Source organism: Aurantiacibacter arachoides (assembly GCF_009827335.1).
GTDB lineage: Bacteria > Pseudomonadota > Alphaproteobacteria > Sphingomonadales > Sphingomonadaceae > Alteraurantiacibacter > Alteraurantiacibacter arachoides.
Genome location: NZ_WTYH01000001.1, coordinates 2,128,152 through 2,145,431, shown reverse-complemented (window position 1 = coordinate 2,145,431; position 17,280 = coordinate 2,128,152). Strand labels below are relative to the sequence as shown.

Below are 17,280 nucleotides of genomic sequence, written 5' to 3'. Positions count from 1 at the left end.
CTACACGGGTCGCATGATGAACGATGATATCCAGATAGCCGTGCTCGGCGATCTCGTGCTCGACGAGCCCGATGCCGATCACTGGCTGTCGGGTATCGCGCCCGCGATCCGCGCCGCCGACCTCGGCATTGCGCATCTGGAGGTGCCGCACACCACCAGCGCGCACGAGATGGCAGGCGACGTGCCTGCTCCCGGCGCACCGCCCGAAAACATCGCCGCCATCGCACGCGCCGGGATCGGCATGGTCAGCCTTGCCGGAAACCACATTGCCGATTGCGGGGCGCAGGGCATCGCCGACACCGTCGCTCTGCTGGATGCGGCAGGCATTGCCCACGCCGGGGCCGGGGCCGACCTTGCAGCGGCACGCGCGCCCGCCTTCGCCGATGTCGGCGGACGGCGCGTGGCGCTGCTGAGCTACAACTGCGTGGGGCCGGAAATGGCCTGGGCCGCGCCGGGCCGGGCGGGGTGCGCCTATCTTCCTATCGTCGCTGCCGATGGAGCGGCGGTATCTCCCAAAGCCTGTCTCGAGCGCGTCCACCCGGATGCCCTCGAGACCCTTTTGGACGATATCGCGGCCGCGCGGGCAGGGGCCGACTGCGTGCTGGTGGCCATGCACAAGGGGCAGGTGCATACCCCGGCCATGCTGCAACCCTACGAACGCGAGATCGCGCGGGCCGCCATCGATGCAGGCGCCGACGCCGTCCTCTCGCACCATGCGCATATCGTGCGCGGGATCGAGTTTCACCGTGGCAAGCCGATCTATCATGGCCTGGGCAACGGCTGCGTGGTGACCTCCGCGCTATCGCCCACGCAGGACCACGAAGGCCGCCGCGCCTGGGCCGAGCAGCGGCAGCGGATGTTCGGCTTCACGCCCGACCCGGCCTACCCCCTGGCGCCGTTCCATCCCGAGGCCGTCAACGCCTTCATCGGCATGCTGACCCTGCGCGCCGATGGCAGCGTGGGGGCGGCCATCGTTCCCGTGGACGTGGAGCCGCCGGGCCGCCCGGTGCTGGCCGCGGGCGAGCGTGCCCGTGCCATCGCCCGTTACGTGGAAGGCATCACCACCGCCGCCGACCTGCCAGCGGTGCGCATTGCCGACGATTTCACCGTGGAGATTGCCGCATGAGCAAGGCCAGGCACATCGTGATATGGATCGGCGGGCTGGCGCTGCTGGCCGCGACGCTGGTCGATACCTTTGCCGTGATCGGGCGGCACATCGGGCTGCCGCTGACCGGATCCATCGAACTCATGCAGGCCGTGGTGCTCGTCTCCGGCTCGATCGGGCTGGTGGTGGCGACCTGGGACCTGTCCCATGCCCGCGTCCGCATCGTGGTGGAGCGCCTGTCACCAGCCGCACGCCGGGTGGCGGACGTTCTCTCCGACCTCCTCACGCTGGCCTTTGTGCTGGCACTGCTGGCGGGCTCGGTCTGGCTCTCGGCGGACCTGTGGAACGGTCACGAGCAGAGCGAGCTGGTCGGCGTGCCGTGGCTGGTGCTGCGCCTCATCGCCAATGTCTGCCTGTTCGCCTGTGCCGTCCTGCTGGCGGCGCGGCTGGTGCGACCCTCACAGCGAGACCCTGCATGATCTACGCCAGCGCTGCCACCGGGGCCGTGGGCATCCTCGTCCTGTTCGCGCTGCTGCTGGCGGGCGGGCGCATCGGCGCCGTGCTGGGCGCGGTCGGCATCGGCGGCCTTGCCATCGTTCTCGGCCCGGAAGCCGCGCTGATCAAGGCGGGCGTCGTCGTGATCGACACGCTGACCCGGTACGAGCTCGGCACGCTGCCGCTGTTCCTGTTCATGGCGCACATCTTCTTTTCCATCGACGCCAGCCGCGACCTGTTCGACGCGGCGGCCAAGTTCCTCGGCCATCGCAAGGGCGGTCTCGCCTATGCCTCCATCGCCGGGTGCGGCGGGTTCGGCGCGATCAACGGGTCGAGCCTGGCAACGACCGCCACCGTTGGCCTTGTCGCCTATCCCGAGATGAAGCGCCGCGGATACGACGACCGCCTGTCGACCGGCACCATTGCCGCGGGCGGCACGCTGGGCCAGATGATCCCGCCGTCGGGCGCGCTGATCGTGTTCGGCATCATCGCCGAAACCAGCATCGGCACGCTGTTCACGGCGGCGATCATCCCCGGCATTACGCAGGCATTGTTCTACGCCATCGTGGTTTTCATCCTCGTGCGGATGCGACCGGGTCTTGCAACCACGGGTGAGCGGGCAAGCTGGGCCGAACGGCTGGCATCGCTGAAGCGCATCTGGGAAATCCTCGTCATCGTGGCGTTGGTGATCGGCGGCATCGCCATGGGCTGGATCAGCCCGGCAGAGGCTGCCGCCGTGGGCGCAGCGGGCGCGCTGGTGACCGCCATGATCCGCCGCAAGCTGACCCGGGCAGCGCTGTTCAACGCCTTTTCGGAAACGCTGCGCACCACCGGCCTCATCTACCTGATCCTGATCGGTGCGCTGATCTTCTCGGTCTTCATCGGGGTGACGGGGCTGGCGGCGGCGGCGGGCGATCTCGTCAGCGGCCTTGGGCTTGGGCAGGTGGCGACGCTTATCCTCATCGCGCTGATCCTGCTGCTGCTGGGCTCCGTGCTCGACGGTCTTGCGCTGATGCTGCTGATGACGCCGATCCTGCTGCCCATCGTGGAGGCGACGGGGCTGACCGCGATCTGGTTCGGCATCTTCATCACCCGCGCGATGGAGATCGGGTTCGTCCACCCGCCGCTGGGGATGAACCTCTACATCATGCAGGGCGTGGCCAAGGACGTATCGATCAGCACGATCTTTCGCGGGGTGCTGCCCTTCCTCGCCAGCGACTTCGTGCACCTGCTGATGATCATCCTGTTTCCCGCCATGGTGCTGTGGCTACCCGGAGTGCTCGGCACATGACGCAGCCCCTTTCGCGCATCGCCACCGCCGGGCCCAATCTGCCGCACCAGGTGCTGCGCGCGGCAGGCTGCCACGCCGGCCCGCTCGCCTTCGATCTCGACCGCAGCCCCACGCGCGCCGAGGCGTTCATGGAGAGCAAGTTCATGCCCTGGGCGCCGCTGGTACTCGATCACTGGCTGGCGGGGGAGTACGATCACCTCGATGCCGTGCTGTTCAGCCGCGCCGACGATACATCGCAGCGCCTTTTCTATTACCTGCGCGAGCTTCAGCGCACGGGCAGGGCAGGTGGGCCCGAGCCGCTGATCTTCGACATTGCCAAGATCCCGCGCCCCACCAGCATCGCCCGCACCGAGGCCAAGCTGCGCGACCTGGCCGAGCGGCTTGGCGTGACGGGCGATGCGCTGGGTGCTGCGCAAGTGCCGGCTTCGGCAACTCCGCCAGGCGATGGCCCCGTGTGTCTCGTCACCGGCACGCCCGCGCCTGATGAGCGGCTGAACGCGGCCGTGCGTGCCGCCGGCTTCGCCGCTTTCGGACAGACCATCACGCAGCAGTGGACCGAAGACGCGCCCTGCGCACCAGGCACCGACCCTTTCGCCGCGCTTTCCGCTGCGCTCCACGCGCTCGATGCCGGGCCCCGCTCCTTTGCCGATCCGGCCGCCCGCATGACGCGCCGCATCGCCGAAACGCGGGCGCAGGCCGTTATCGTGTGGCGGATCGAGGAAGACGAGGCGCAGACCTGGGACCTCCCCGCCGAACGCCGCGCCCTTGAAGAGGCGGGAGTGCCCTCGCTGGTCCTCACCCGGCGCGACTGGTTCGCCCGTGACGGCGCGGACGGTGAAATTGCCGCTTTCCTGGAAGGACTTTCCCGATGATGCCGCTCGCCGGACACCGCGTGGCCGCGCTTGGCGCCATGGCCCAGCGCCCCCTGGCGCGGTATCTCGCCTCGCTGGGGGCCGAGATCGGCGGCGATGTTGCCGGGGCCAGCTTCGTGATCGACGACCTCGGCCTCGCCGCGACCGCGCACCTCGGCATCCCGGCCAGCGCCGTCCACGTCTCTGTCACCACGTTCGGTTCGGGCGGCCCGCGCGAGGACTGGCGCGGGGGTGAGCTCGTGGCCTCGGCCATGGGCGGGGCGCTGCGGCTGACGGGTGAGCCGGGGCACAAGCCGGTGAAGGAAGCGGGCGATGCCTGCATCTTTCACGCGGACATGGTTGCCGGCGCCGGTGCCATGGCTGCCCACTATGCCCGCGGCACGCACGGGCCAGAGGGCGCCTGGGGGCAGCACGTCGACATTTCCGTTCAGCAGGTCGCGATGAGCCGCAACACCAACGGCGTGCTGGTGTGGCAGTTCGACCGCCGCAAGCTGGACCGTGCAGGCGGTTGCATCGCCTATGGCCGCGCCAAGGTGCAGGTCATCTGGCGGTTGGCCGATGGCTGGTGTTTCCACGCGTTGATGACCGGGCGGCTCGGCGCGCCCGCCAACCGCGCCCTGTCGCAATGGATGGACGAGGCGGGGTTCGCCAATCCCATGCGCGAGGTGGACTGGCTCGCCTACAACCGCTCCACCCTGGCGCCCGAAACCCGCGCAGAGTGGGAAGCCGCAATGGCCGCCTTCTTCGCCACACGCACCAAGGCCGAGATTGCTACCGAAGGGCGGGAGCGCGGCATCAACGCCTGCGTGGTCAACGAACCTGCCGACGTGCTGGCCGACCGCCACCTTGCCGCGCGGGGCTTTCTCGATACAGCCGATGGCCTGCCGGAACGCTTCGCCGCGATCCGTCCGGGCAAGCGGGCAACAGCTGCCGCGCCCGCGGTGCACACCGGCGAACGACCCGGCCCGCTTTCCGGGGTAAAGGTGCTCGATTTCGCCTGGGCGTTGGTCGGCTCCATCACCACCAAGACGCTTGGCGACATGGGTGCGGACGTGGTCAAGATCGAAAGCCGCGCCCGGCCCGACCTGTCGCGCCTCGACCTGCAGGTTTCCGCCTCTAGCGCCGACAGCCTCGACGACAAGCCGTGGTTCGCGCACCTCAATTCGTCAAAGCGGTCGCTCACCATCGATCTCAAGGCGCCCGAAGCGCGCGCGGTGATCGACCCGTTGATCGACTGGGCGGATGTGGTGGTCGAGAATTTCTCGCCAGGCACCATGGCGAGGCTGGAGTTGGGCTACGACGATCTTGCCGCGCGCCGGCCCGACATTGTCATGGTCTCGGGCAGCGTGTTCGGCCAGACCGGGCCGCTGGCGCAGGAATGGGGCGTGGACGGGACCGGCGGCGCGCTGTCGGGCCGCACCTACCTGACCGGCTATCGCGACGGCGACCCCGTCATCCCCGGGGCAGTGCCCTATGGCGATGTCATCGTGCCCTATGTCATGGCGGGCCACGTCGCCGCCGCGCTGCAGCACCGGCGCGAGAGCGGGCAGGGCTGCCATATCGATGCCAGCATGTACGAGATCTGCGTGCAGCAGATGCGCCCCAGCCTCGCACTCGCCCTTGCGGGTGAACAGCCTCAGCGCACCGGCAACGCCGATCCGGCGGTGTTCTTCCAGGACGTGTTCCCCGCCGCGGGCGAGGATCGCTGGGTGGCGATCAGCGCCTTTTCCGCCGAGGAAAAGCGCCGCCTGCTGGCCATTACCGGAGAGGACATTGCCGCCTGGACCCGCACCCGCCAGGATCACGCCATCGCCGCCGAACTGCAAGCCGCCGGTCTTGCCGCAGGGGCATTGCAGGATTGCGAGGATTTGCTGGAGCACGACCCGCAGATCGCCGGGCGCGAGGCGCTCGTCATGCTGGACCACCCGTTGCTCGGCCCGTTCGGGCACATCGCCACGCCCATCGCCTTTTCGCGCGATGCGATGGCGCCGTTCCGCGCGCCTGGCATGGGCGAACACACGCGCGAAGTCGCCACGCGCATAGCGGGCCTGTCGCAGGAACGGTTCGAGGACATGCTTGAACAGGGAATTTTCCGATGAACGCCTCGGCCAACCAGCGCAGCCGAAAGACGCTCGCCTGCACCACGGCGGCGACCGAATACCAAAAGGCGTTCGGCCAGGAATTGCGCCGCCGGGTGGTGGAGGACCGCGAGCCCTATGCCATCGTGCAGGCCGATACCCCGCACGAACTGTTCCACGCGATGGATATCCCCATCATCACCAACCAGTGGTGGTCGGCCTATATCTCGGCCAAGCAGCTTTCCTCGCGCTATTTCGATGCGATGGTGGAAAGGGGCTATCCCGCCAACAGCTGCAAGTATTGCTCGCTCGGCCTTGCCTGCACATTGGCGGACGAACCCGAGACCGCGCCCTGGGGAGGTTTGCCGACGCCAACGGTGATGGTCGCACGGCTGACCTGCGACTGCATCCAGCACGTGTTCGGCCAGTGGTCCAGGGCGATGGGATCGGAGTTCTTCCCGATGGAAGCGCCCGCCTGGACCGACACCGATCCCGAGTGGTTCACGCATTCGCGCAGCGACTGGGAGCGCGTTTACCAACCCGACCGCATCGCCCACATGGTGGACGAGATGCGCGACCTGATCGCGCTTCTGGAAAAACGCACCGGCCGCCGCTTCGACGAGGCGAAGTTCCATCACCTGATGGAGCAGATCAACGTGCAGGAAGGCTATATCTGGGAAGCCGCGCAGGCCATCGGCACCGCGCGGCCGTGCCCGGTTTCCATCGCGGAACAGATGCCCAACACCATGATCCCGCAATGGCACCGCGGATCGGACTGGGCGGTGGCTCACGCCAAAGCGTTCCGCGACGAGGTGCTGGAACTGGTCGCGCGCGGCCATGGCGCCTCCAGCAACGAACGGCGCCGGCTGATGTGGATCGGCGCGGGCGTGTGGCACGATCCCGGCTTCTACCAGGCGCTGGAGGAGAAAATGGGCGCGGTCTTCGTCTGGTCGATGTACATGCCGTTCGCGGGCCCCGCCTATCTGCGCGACCTGAAGGGCAAGCCGATGGAGGCGCTCGCCAGCCGTATCGCCAGCATGAACGAAACGCTGCACCTGCCGCCGTGGATGAACGGCTGGATGGTCAGCGAGGCGCAGCGCTGCGGGATCGATGCCGCGATCATGCTGCTGCCGCCCGACAATCGCCTGAGCCAGTCCGGCAACAAGCTGACCGCCGCAGCCCTGCGCGCGGCCGGGGTGCCGGTGCTGATGATCGATGCCGACATGGTCGATGCCAAGGTCTGGGATCATGACCGGATGGTCGGCATGGTCGAGGACTTCCTGCTGGCCGAGGGCGCAGCATGACGCGGCTGATCGCATCCCTTGTGCTGGCGCTGATGCTGCTGGGCTGCGCGCGCGATGTGCCCCCCGGCGTCACCGAGCTGACCTACGCCACGCCCTATCCGCCCTCTCACCCCTTCAGCCGCGCCGACCAGCGCTGGATGGACTGGGTGGAGGCCGAGAGCGGCGGCGCATTGACGATCCGCCCGGTGTGGTCTGGCGCGCTGCTTTCCGCCGACATGTCGATGGAGGAACTGCGCCACGGGGTCGCCGACATCGGCCTCATCACGCCCATCTACGTGCGCGGCGGCACCCACCTGCTGCGTATCCAGACAGGGTTTTACAGCGGAGCGGACAGCGTGGAATCGCAGGTGGCGATGTACCGCTGCATGGAGCGCGACGTGCCGCAGATCACACGAGAGCTTGCGGGGCTGAAGATCCTGGCGGTGCAGGGCGGCTTGCTGCCCGGCGTGCTGACGCGCGGGCGCGTGGTCAACAGCCTCGACGACCTGCGCGGTATGCGGATCCGCGCGCCGACGGAACTGCTGCCGGTGCTGCGCGAACTGGGTGCGGACCCGGTCAACATGCCGATGGGCGAGGTCTATTCGGCTCTGGCCAAGGGCGTGATCGATGGCGTCATCGCGCCGCCCGATACCTTTCGTGCGCTGCATTTCACCGAGGTGGCGACCAACTATTTCGAACTGAAGGTGCCCCGCGGCGCCTATCCCGCGCGTGCCATGGGTGCGGACCGCTGGAATGCGCTGAGCCCTGCCGAACGCGCCCTGCTCGAGCGCAGCACCCCGGTGTGGGAGCGGGCGCTGACCGAGGAAATCATCGCGTCCGAACAGGTCGGGCGCGACGCCGCGGCGGACGTGGTGCGGTATACCCAGCCCAGCGCCGCCGACCAGCAGGCCTTTGACGACCTGTACCTGCGCATCGGCCGCGCCAATGCCGGCGAACTGTCGCGCTTCGGCATCGATGGTGAAGCCGCCTACCGCGTCGCGCGCGCCAGTATCCGGGGCCGCGACCAGATCATGTGTGGAGAGAGGAATTGACCCAGCCGCTCGCCGGCGTTCGCGTGGCCGATTTCAGCCACGTCATGGCCGGGCCCTTTGCCAGCCACCTGTTGCGCCTGATGGGTGCGGAGGTGATCAAGATCGAATCCGTCTACGGGGACCAGTTTCGCAACTACGGCAGCAACCGGGAAATGCGCGGCATGGCGCCCGCCTTCATCGCCGCCAACGTGGGCAAGAAAAGCATCGCGCTGGACCTGAAGGCCGATGCCGACCGCGCCATCGCCCGGCGTATCGTGGCCAGGAGCGACGTGCTGCTGGAAAACTTCCGCCCCGGCACCATCGGCCGGCTGGGCTTCGGTTACGATGCGGTGCGGGACGGCAATCCCGGCCTCGTCTACTGCTCTATCTCGGGTTACGGGCAGGACAGCCCGCAGCGCGACTGGCCGGCGATCGACAATATCGTGCAGGCCACCAGCGGCATGATGATGCTGTCGGGCGCGGAGGGCGACCCGCCGATCCGCATCGGCTTCCCCATCGTCGACACGCTGACCGGGCAGACCGCCGCCACGGCCATTCTGGGCGCGCTGATCCAGCGTTTCCGCACCGGGGAGGGCGCCTACATCGACGTCTCCATGCTGGATGCGACGCTGAGCTTCATGACCTCGGCGCTCACCCCGTTCCTTTCTACCGGCAACACGCTGCGGCGGCTGGGCAACACCGGCTATTCCGAACTGCCGACCGCCGGCGTTTTTCGCGCCGCCGACGGGCGTTTCGTGTCGCTCGGCGTGGTGCAGGACAACCAGTTCGCATCGCTCGCCAGGGTGCTCGGACGAGAGGATTGGCTGACCAATCCGCGCTTCGTCGACGCCGATGCGCGGCGCGCCAGTTTCGACGCGCTGTTCGCCGAGATCGAGGCGATCATGCTGACGCGCAACGCGCCCGAATGGGAGCGCGTGCTGAGCGAAGCGGGCATTCCGTGCGGCATGGTCCGCGGCGTGGACGAGGCGGCCTCTCTCTGCCGCGAGGGCAGCCTGCTGCGCTTTGCCGTGCCCACCAACGGATCGCGCGCCGATGTCGCCGTGCCCAACGCCGGGTTCGCCATGACGCCGGGCGGCCCGGGCACCGAGGAACCGCCCCCCACGCTCGACCAGCACCGCGAGGAGATACTGCAATGGCTCGCCCAGGACTGACCCTCAACCGCCTCGCCGCCCTGCTGGCAATGGCTGCCGCACTGTTCGCCATCATGGCGGTCGCGCCGGCCACGGCAGCGGCGCAGCCCTATACGGACTATGCCCGCGAATCGCTTTACGTGCCGGTGCGCGACGGCACCCGGCTGGCGGTGAACGTCTATCGCCCGGGCAATGGCGACCAGGTGGCCACCGAACGGCTGCCGGTGATCTTTGTCTTCACCCCCTATCGCGCACGTATCCGCAACGCCGAAGGGGAGGTGGTCGAAACGGCCTTGCAGGACAGCCTCGGCCTTCGCTCTCTGCTGCGCGCCGGATACGTCGTCGCCGTGGCGGACATTCGCGGCAAGGGCGCGAGCTTTGGCGCGCGGCGCGGTTTTCAGGACCGAACCGAGGCGATGGACGGGCATGACCTCGTCCAGTGGCTCGCCGCGCAGCCCTACAGCACCGGCGATGTCGGCATGGTCGGGTGCAGCTACCTGGGCGGAACGACCATGCACACCGCCAGCACCGCGCCGCCGGCGCTGCGAGCCATCTTCACCGGCGCGACCGACTGGGACAAGTATGCCTTCGTGCGCCGCGGCGGCATCACCGCACAGTTCAACACCCGCCCCGACGAACCGCTGAGCGACGATCTGGCCAGCGTGCCGGTCGACGATGATGCGGACGGCGCGATGCTGCGCGCCGCGGTGGCCGAGCATGCCGCGAACACCTCAATGGCGGGGCTGTGGTACGGCATGCCTTACCGCGACAGCGTATCGCCGCTGACGGGCAACGCGTTCTGGGACGAGGTGGCGATCTGGCAATATGCCGATGCGATCCGCGATGCGGGCATTGCCACGTACTTCTGGGGCAACTGGAACGACGAGCCGACGAGCGACGTCATCCTGGCGGCGGAGAACCTGGGCAGCCGCCTGCTGGTGGGCCCCGGTAGCCATTGCGAAACGCCGCGCGATTTCGCCTTCACGCAGGAAATCGTGCGCTACTTCGACCATGAACTGAAGGGCGCCGACAATGGCTTCGCCCAGCAGCCGCGGGTCACCTGGTGGTCCGACGAGACGGGCGAGGCGGGGCATTACGAGCGCGGCGATAGCTGGCCCGGCGCGCGGTCGCAGGCATCGGCATGGTACCTGGGCGACGGCGCGTTGGCAGCCCGCCCGCCGGTGGCTGGCGCGCGCACCTTTGCCGTAGACTACGACGTGGCGAACGATGCCTATTTCGCGTTCTGGCCCAGCCCGCTGGACGCGCATGGCCTGGTCTACGACAGCCCACCGCTCGATGTGGGCATGGACCTGCTGGGCTTTCCCACCGCGCACGTGACGATCGCCGCCGACCGGCCCGATGTCGATGTCTTCGTCTATCTCGAGGCGGTCGATGCGGCGGGCGCGGTGGAGGTTGTCTCCTTCGGGCGGCTCAAGGCCTCGCAACGCGCGATCAGCCCGGCGCCGTGGGACAATCTCGGTCTGCCCTGGCACTCGGGACGAGAGGCGGATGCAGCGCCGCTGGCTGCCGGGCAGAGCGCCACGCTGGTGGTGCCGATGCTGGCGACATCCTACCACGTGCCCGCCGGTTCGCGCCTGCGGTTCGTGGTGACGGGCGCCGACCCGCGCCAGCGCAACCTTGCTGACCTGCGGCAGGATCCCGCGCCGCGCATTACGGTGGCGCACGGCTGGGAATACGGATCGCGCATCGAGTTGCCGCTGGCGCGCGAGGGAGGCGAATGATGCGGCGCGCCCTGGCCCTGGTTTTTGCAACCACGCTGTTCGCAGGATTTCCCGCGCAGGCGCAGCAGGCCCCTGACGCCGCCGAGATGCGCCGCCAGATGGACGCGCGCAACGCCATTCCCGATACGCCGGGCGACGGGCCCTATCCCGCGGTGATCGAGGAATACGCCAGTCTGCCCGATCACGTGGTCTACCGCCCGGCGGACCTTGCGCCGTTCTTCGGTGGCGCGTTGCCGGTGGTCGTGTGGGGCAACGGTGGCTGCGCTGACGACGGCAGTTCCGCTCGCCTGCATCTCGCCCAGATTGCCAGCTACGGTTACCTCGTGGTCGCGCCCGGCCCACGCCGCAGCGGCCCTGGCGCGACGCACGGTCCCGCGCCCCGGCAACCGCGCCCCGCCGATGGCCTGCCTCCCCCTGCGACCAGCGTGGCGGACGTGATGGCCGGTATCGACTGGGCCATCGCGCAGGATGCCAATCCCGCCAGCCCGCTCTACGGCCGCGTGGCGACGGACAAGCTGGCGGTGGCAGGGCACAGCTGCGGCGGGCTGCAGGCCATCCAGGCCGCGGCCGACCCGCGCATCGACACGGTGCTGATCCACAACAGCGGCATCTACAATTCGGAAGCCAGCCCGATCCAGTCGATGACCGTTTCCAAGACGATGCTGCGCGGCTTCCACCAGCCGGTGCTCTACGTGATGGGCGGGGAGGGCGACATCGCCCATCCCAACGGCATGGACGATTACGCGCGGATCGATCACGTGCCGATCATGCTGGCCGACCTTCCGGTGGGGCACGGCGGCACCTTTTTCGAACCATTCGGCGGCGCAGCGGCGCAGGTGGCGGTCGACTGGCTGGAGTGGCAGCTGCGCGGTAACGCGGTGGCAGGGCGCACCTTTACCGGCGAAAACTGTCGCCTGTGCGCCGGCTCGCAGTGGACGCTGCACCGCAAGGGTTGGTAGGACCAAGTCAACGAATCGCCCCAGCGGCGCGAGAGGCAGGACAACGACAATGCAACAGTTCGAACGCAAGAACCCGGTAACCGGCGATGTCGCCTCCTCCGCCCACGCGATGAAGGCAGGCGACGTGCCGGCCATTGCCGAAAAGGCGCAGGCCGGGTTTGCCGCATGGTCGCAGATGGGCCCCAACGCCCGGCGCGCCGTGCTGACGAAGGCCGCCGACGCGTTGATGGCGAAGAAGGACGATTTCGTCGCCGCCATGATGGGGGAAATTGGCGCGACGGCGGGCTGGGCCATGTTCAACCTGGGCCTTGCCGCCGGCATGGTGCGCGAGGCGGCGGCGCTGACCACGCAGATTTCGGGCGAGATCATCCCGTCCGACCATCACGGCACCATCGCCATGGCCCTGCGCGAACCCGTCGGCGTGCTGCTCGGCATCGCCCCGTGGAACGCGCCGATCATCCTCGGCGTGCGCGCCATCGCCGTGCCGCTCGCCTGCGGCAACGCGGTGATCCTGAAGGCCAGCGAGCAATGCCCGCGCACGCATTCGCTGATCATCGAAGCCTTTGCCGAAGCCGGCTTCCCCGAAGGCACGGTCTCCATCGTCACCAACGCGCCAGAGGATGCGGGCGAGGTCGTCGGCGCGTTGATCGATGCGCCGCAGGTGCGCCGCATCAACTTCACCGGCTCCACCGCCGTGGGCAAGATCATCGCCAAACGCGCTGCCGAACACCTGAAGCCCGTGCTGCTCGAACTCGGCGGCAAGGCGCCGATGATCGTACTGGAAGATGCCGACCTCGACGAGGCCGTCAAGGCTGCGGCCTTTGGCGCCTACATGAACCAGGGCCAGATCTGCATGTCGACCGAACGCATCATCGTGGTCGAAAGCGTGGCTGACGAATTCGCGCAGAAGTTCGCTGCCAAGGTCAGGACCATGCCCGCCGGCGATCCGACCGCGGGCAACACCCCGCTGGGCGCCGTGGTCGATCGCAAGACCGTGGACCACTGCCTCGAACTGGTCGAGGACGCGGTGTCGCAGGGCGCCGAACTGCTGGTGGGCGGCGACACCAGCATGAACGTGGTCATGCCCGCGCACCTGGTGGACAAGGTTACGCCCGCGATGCGCCTGTTCCGCGACGAAAGCTTCGGCCCCGTCGTGGGCATCGCCCGCGCACGGGACGAGGCGCATGCAATCGAACTGGCGAATGATACCGAATATGGCCTGTCGTCCGCTGTCTTCACCCGCGATACGGCGCGCGGGCTGAGGGTGGCGAGGCAGATCCAGGCGGGCATCTGCCACGTCAACGCCAGCACCGTCAGCGACGAACCGCAGATGCCCTTCGGCGGCATGAAGGCTTCGGGCTATGGCAGGTTCGGCGGCAAGGCCGGCATCGATGCCTTTACCGAGCTGCGCTGGGTCACCATCGAGACCGAACCCGGCCACTATCCCATTTGACGACCTTGGCCCATCTGACGAGCGCGCCCATCGCATGAAAACACAGGTCTGCATCATCGGTGCCGGTCCCGCCGGCCTGCTGCTCGGCCACCTGCTTCGCGCCGAGGGCGTGGACTGCGTGGTGATCGAGCGGCAGACGCCCGACTATATCCTCGGCCGCATTCGTGCAGGCGTGCTGGAAAGCATCACCGTCTCACTGATGGAGCGGCTTGGCCTGGATGCCCGCCTGAAATCCGAAGGGCTGCCCCACGGCGGTTTCAACCTGGCCGACGGGGAGCGGCTGATCCGCATCGACATCGCCGACCTTACCGGCAAGCAGGTGGTCGTCTACGGCCAGACCGAACTGACGCGCGACCTGATGGACGCAGCCGAGGAACGTGGGCTGGAGGTGGTCTACGGGGCGGCGGATACCGCGCTGCACGACGTGGAAGGCGACGCGCCGTTCGTAACCTACATGAAAGATGGCGCACTGCACCGGGTGGATGCGCGATTCATCGTCGGTTGCGATGGTTTTCACGGCCCCAGCCGCCGGGCGATCCCCGCCAGCGTGGGCAAGGAATACCTGCGCGAATATCCGTTCGGCTGGCTCGGCATCCTGGCCGACGTGCCGCCGTGCAATCACGAGCTGATCTACGCCAACCACGAACGCGGCTTCGCGCTCGCCTCCATGCGCTCTGACACGCGCAGCCGGTATTACGTCGACGTGCCGCTGACCGACCGGGTGGACGAGTGGAGCGACGATCGCCTGTGGGACGAGCTCGCCGTGCGCCTGGGCCCCGAGGCGGCGGCGCACATGGTGCGCGGTCCCAGTATCGAAAAGAGCATCGCGCCGCTCCGAAGCTTTGTCTTTGCGCCCATGCGCCACGGCAGCCTGCTGCTGGCGGGCGATGCCGCGCACATCGTGCCGCCCACCGGCGCCAAGGGACTGAACCTGGCCGCATCGGACGTTTACTACGCCGCCGATGCGCTCACCGCCTTCTTCCGCCGGGCGGACAACGACGCGATCCCCGGCTATTCGGACCGTGCGCTGGCCCGCGTGTGGAAGGCGGAGCGCTTCAGCTGGTCGCTTACCCGCCTCATGCACCGCTTTCCCGAGGACGGCCCGTTCGAGCGTGCCATGCAGGTCGCCGAGCTCGATTACATCGCCAGCAGTCGTGCCATGCAGACGGCCATTGCCGAAAACTACGTTGGCCTGCCGGTCTAGCGGTTTCCTCTCAGGCCAGCAGCGCACGCAGCAGCAGGCCCACGGCCCCCAGCGTCAGCACGCTCGCCGCCCAGATCAGCGCCATCCAGCCGAGCCGCTGCCACAGCGGGCGATCGCCGGCTTCGGGCATCAATGATACCCCTCGTCGCCCACCTTGCCGCGGAACACCCAATAGGCCCAGACGGTGTAGGCGAGGATCAGCGGCATGGTGATGGCGACGCCGATCAGCATGAACCACTGGCTGCGTTCCGGCGCGGCGGCGTCCCAGATGGTGATGGAGGGCGGCACCACGTAGGGCCACATTGTGACGCCGAGACCCGCCATGCCGAGGAAGAACAGCGCGATGGAGAGCCAGAACGGCTTGCTGTGCCGCTCCACCGCCAGCGCCCGCAGCAGCGCCAGCGCGACGAGGCCGGTCAGGATCGGCACCGGGGCGGCAAACCAGATTTCCGGCGTGGTGAGCCAGCGGCTGGCGTATTCGGCGTTGAGCAGCAGGTTATACAGGCTGACGGCCCCCATCAGCATCAGCGTCGCCCAGGCGGCCAGGCGGGCGAGCCGGCGCGCGTGCGCCTGGTACGCGCCGTCCAGCTTCCACACCAGCCAAGTGCCGCCCAGCAGGGCGTAGCCCGCCGCGGTGCCCAGCCCCGTCAGCAGGGTGTAGGGCGTCAGCCAGTCGAACCAGCTACCGGCATAGGCACGGTCCACCACCGTGATCCCCTGCAACAGCGCACCCAGCGTCATCCCCTGCGCGGTGGCGGCAACCAGCGAGCCGCCGGTAAAGGCCCAGTCCCACAATCGGCGATGGCGCGGATCGCGCCAGCGGTATTCAAAGGCCACGCCGCGAAAGACCAGCCCCAGCAGCATGGCTATGATGAGCGGGTAGGTCGCCGGCAGGATGACCGCGTAGGCCAGCGGAAAGGCGGCGAACAGGCCGCCGCCGCCCAGCACCAGCCAGGTCTCGTTCCCGTCCCATACCGGCGCGATGGAGTTCATCGCCCGGTCGCGCTCGGTCCCCACCTCCAGGAATGGAAAGAGGATGCCGATGCCAAGGTCGAATCCGTCCATCACCACGTAGGCGAACACGGCAAAGGCGATGATGAAGGCCCAGATGGTCGTCAGGTCAACGTCAACGGCCATCGGTCGCCTCCTCGCTGCTGCGCGGCAAAGCATCGGGATCGCCGGGGTTCTGCGTCGGCCCCGGGGTGATGCCGGCGGTGCGGATGGGGCCGGGCTCGCCGCGCTTGACGCCCTTCTCCCCGGTGTGCGGCGGCTTGTGCATCAGGTGCAGGATATACCACACGCCCGCGCCGAAGACCGCGAAGTAGACGATCACGAAGGCGATGAGGGAGGCGGCCACCGCCGGCGCATCGAGCGGGCTGGCGGCATCGGCGGTGCGCAGCAGGTTGTAGATGACGAACGGCTGGCGCCCGACCTCCGTGGTGATCCAGCCCGCAATCACTGCCACGAAGCCCGACGGCCCCATGACCAGCGCGGCTCGGTGCAGCCAGCGCCAGTCATAAAGCCGGCCGCGCCAGCGCGCGAACAGGCTCCAGATGCCCAGCCCCAGCATGGCAAAGCCGATCCCCACCATAACCCTGAACGACCAGAAGACGATGCCCACGGGCGGCTCGTCCTCGTCGGGGATGGTGTCCAGCCCGGCGAGCGGGGCGTTGAGATCGTGCTTGAGGATCAGCGAGGAGAGGTTGGGTATCTCCACCGCGTAATCCACCCGCTTTTCCGCGCTGTTGGGGATGCCGAAAAGGATCAGCGGCGCGCCGTCGGGGTGGCTCTGGAAATGGCCTTCCATCGCCATGACCTTTTGCGGCTGGTGTTCCAGCGTGTTGAGCCCGTGGGCATCGCCCAGCGCGATCTGCAGGGGCGCCACCAGCGTGGCCATCCACATGGCCATGGAGAACATCTTGCGCGCATGGGCATTGCCGGAATCGCGCAGCAGGTGCCACGCAGCCACGCCGCCGACCACGAAGGCCACCGTCAGGTAGGATGCGGTGACGGTGTGCATCAGGCGGTAGGGGAAGCTGGGGTTGAACACGATGGCCCACCAGCTCGGGCCGGGAAGGAACTGGCCGTTGGCGCCCATCTCGAACCCGGTGGGCGTGTGCATCCAGCTGTTGACCGACAGGATCCACGTCGCCGAGATCAGCGTGCCGAGCGCCACCATGCAGGTAGCGGCGAAATGCAGGCGCTTGCCCACGCGGTTCATGCCGAACAGCATGACACCGAGAAATCCCGCCTCCAGGAAGAAGGCGGTCAGCACCTCGTAGGCCATCAGCGGTCCGATTACCGGCCCGGCCCGGTCGCTGAAGACCGACCAGTTGGTGCCGAACTGGTAGCTCATCACGATGCCCGAGACGACGCCCATGGCAAAGGCGATGGCGAAGATCTTCAGCCAGTACTTGAACAGGTCGAGATACAATGCCTTGCCGGTCTTCAGCCACAGCCCTTCCAGCACCGCGAGATAACTTGCCAGCCCGATGGAAAACGACGGGAAGATGAAATGAAAGCTGACGGTAAAGGCGAACTGGATGCGCGCCAGCAGGATCGCGTCGAGTTGGTCAAACATGGGCTGCGTTCCGCCGGGTTGCCGTATCGGACATG

General features: G+C 68.0%; 15 protein-coding genes. 12 read left to right on the top strand and 3 right to left on the bottom strand.

Going from position 1 to position 17,280, the window contains the following annotated elements:
- Positions 1-16: 16 nt before the first annotated feature.
- The 12 genes from GRI62_RS10545 to pobA are packed head-to-tail and all read left to right on the top strand — an operon-like array spanning position 17 to position 14,664.
- Positions 17-1,126 (top strand): CapA family protein, encoded by a 1,110-nt coding sequence (locus GRI62_RS10545; RefSeq protein WP_131453313.1) that lies wholly within the window; start codon positions 17-19, stop codon positions 1,124-1,126.
- Positions 1,123-1,584, top strand: a complete 462-nt coding sequence (locus GRI62_RS10540) for a TRAP transporter small permease (RefSeq protein ID WP_131453312.1) — start codon at positions 1,123-1,125, stop codon at positions 1,582-1,584. The genes GRI62_RS10545 and GRI62_RS10540 overlap by 4 nt, the downstream gene beginning before the upstream one ends.
- Positions 1,581-2,891, top strand: coding sequence for a TRAP transporter large permease (locus GRI62_RS10535; protein ID WP_131453311.1), 1,311 nt, complete (start codon positions 1,581-1,583; stop codon positions 2,889-2,891). The genes GRI62_RS10540 and GRI62_RS10535 overlap by 4 nt, the downstream gene beginning before the upstream one ends.
- Positions 2,888-3,763, top strand: a complete 876-nt coding sequence (locus tag GRI62_RS10530) for a hypothetical protein (RefSeq protein WP_131453310.1) — start codon at positions 2,888-2,890, stop codon at positions 3,761-3,763. The genes GRI62_RS10535 and GRI62_RS10530 overlap by 4 nt, the downstream gene beginning before the upstream one ends.
- Positions 3,760-5,862, top strand: a complete 2,103-nt coding sequence (locus GRI62_RS10525; RefSeq protein WP_131453309.1) for a CaiB/BaiF CoA-transferase family protein — start codon at positions 3,760-3,762, stop codon at positions 5,860-5,862. Before GRI62_RS10530 ends, GRI62_RS10525 begins: the two co-directional genes overlap by 4 nt.
- The gene (locus tag GRI62_RS10520; protein ID WP_131453308.1) at positions 5,859-7,145 is read left to right on the top strand and encodes a 2-hydroxyacyl-CoA dehydratase subunit D; all 1,287 of its coding nucleotides are present in this window, start codon (positions 5,859-5,861) and stop codon (positions 7,143-7,145) included. The genes GRI62_RS10525 and GRI62_RS10520 overlap by 4 nt, the downstream gene beginning before the upstream one ends.
- Positions 7,142-8,176, top strand: a complete 1,035-nt coding sequence (dctP, locus tag GRI62_RS10515) for a TRAP transporter substrate-binding protein DctP (protein ID WP_131453307.1) — start codon at positions 7,142-7,144, stop codon at positions 8,174-8,176. The genes GRI62_RS10520 and dctP overlap by 4 nt, the downstream gene beginning before the upstream one ends.
- A complete protein-coding gene (locus tag GRI62_RS10510; RefSeq protein WP_131453306.1) occupies positions 8,173-9,327 on the top strand; it encodes a CaiB/BaiF CoA transferase family protein in 1,155 nt (384 codons plus the stop codon). The genes dctP and GRI62_RS10510 overlap by 4 nt, the downstream gene beginning before the upstream one ends.
- On the top strand, positions 9,309-11,048 hold the full coding sequence (locus GRI62_RS10505; protein ID WP_234027435.1) for a CocE/NonD family hydrolase: 1,740 nt from the start codon (positions 9,309-9,311) through the stop codon (positions 11,046-11,048). Before GRI62_RS10510 ends, GRI62_RS10505 begins: the two co-directional genes overlap by 19 nt.
- Positions 11,045-12,007 carry an alpha/beta hydrolase family protein gene (locus GRI62_RS10500; RefSeq protein ID WP_234027428.1) on the top strand — a complete coding sequence of 321 codons (963 nt, stop codon included), beginning with the start codon at positions 11,045-11,047 and terminating at the stop codon, positions 12,005-12,007. Before GRI62_RS10505 ends, GRI62_RS10500 begins: the two co-directional genes overlap by 4 nt.
- Before the next feature lie 49 nt (positions 12,008-12,056).
- Positions 12,057-13,460, top strand: coding sequence for an aldehyde dehydrogenase (locus tag GRI62_RS10495; RefSeq protein WP_131453305.1), 1,404 nt, complete (start codon positions 12,057-12,059; stop codon positions 13,458-13,460).
- A gap of 34 nt (positions 13,461-13,494) precedes the next feature.
- Positions 13,495-14,664: a 4-hydroxybenzoate 3-monooxygenase gene (gene pobA, locus GRI62_RS10490; protein ID WP_131453304.1), complete on the top strand. Its 1,170-nt coding sequence runs from the start codon at positions 13,495-13,497 to the stop codon at positions 14,662-14,664.
- 10 nt (positions 14,665-14,674) lie between these two features.
- Here pobA and GRI62_RS10485 read toward each other — a convergent pair whose 3' ends face one another.
- From GRI62_RS10485 to GRI62_RS10475, 3 genes are read right to left on the bottom strand one after another with little or no spacing between them, the layout of a single operon-like run.
- On the bottom strand, positions 14,675-14,794 hold the full coding sequence (locus tag GRI62_RS10485) for a DUF2474 domain-containing protein (protein ID WP_131453870.1): 120 nt from the start codon (positions 14,792-14,794) through the stop codon (positions 14,675-14,677).
- On the bottom strand, positions 14,794-15,801 hold the full coding sequence (gene cydB, locus GRI62_RS10480; RefSeq protein ID WP_131453303.1) for a cytochrome d ubiquinol oxidase subunit II: 1,008 nt from the start codon (positions 15,799-15,801) through the stop codon (positions 14,794-14,796). Before cydB ends, GRI62_RS10485 begins: the two co-directional genes overlap by 1 nt.
- On the bottom strand, positions 15,791-17,245 hold the full coding sequence (locus tag GRI62_RS10475; RefSeq protein WP_131453302.1) for a cytochrome ubiquinol oxidase subunit I: 1,455 nt from the start codon (positions 17,243-17,245) through the stop codon (positions 15,791-15,793). The genes cydB and GRI62_RS10475 overlap by 11 nt, the downstream gene beginning before the upstream one ends.
- Between the last annotated feature and the right edge of the window lie 35 nt (positions 17,246-17,280).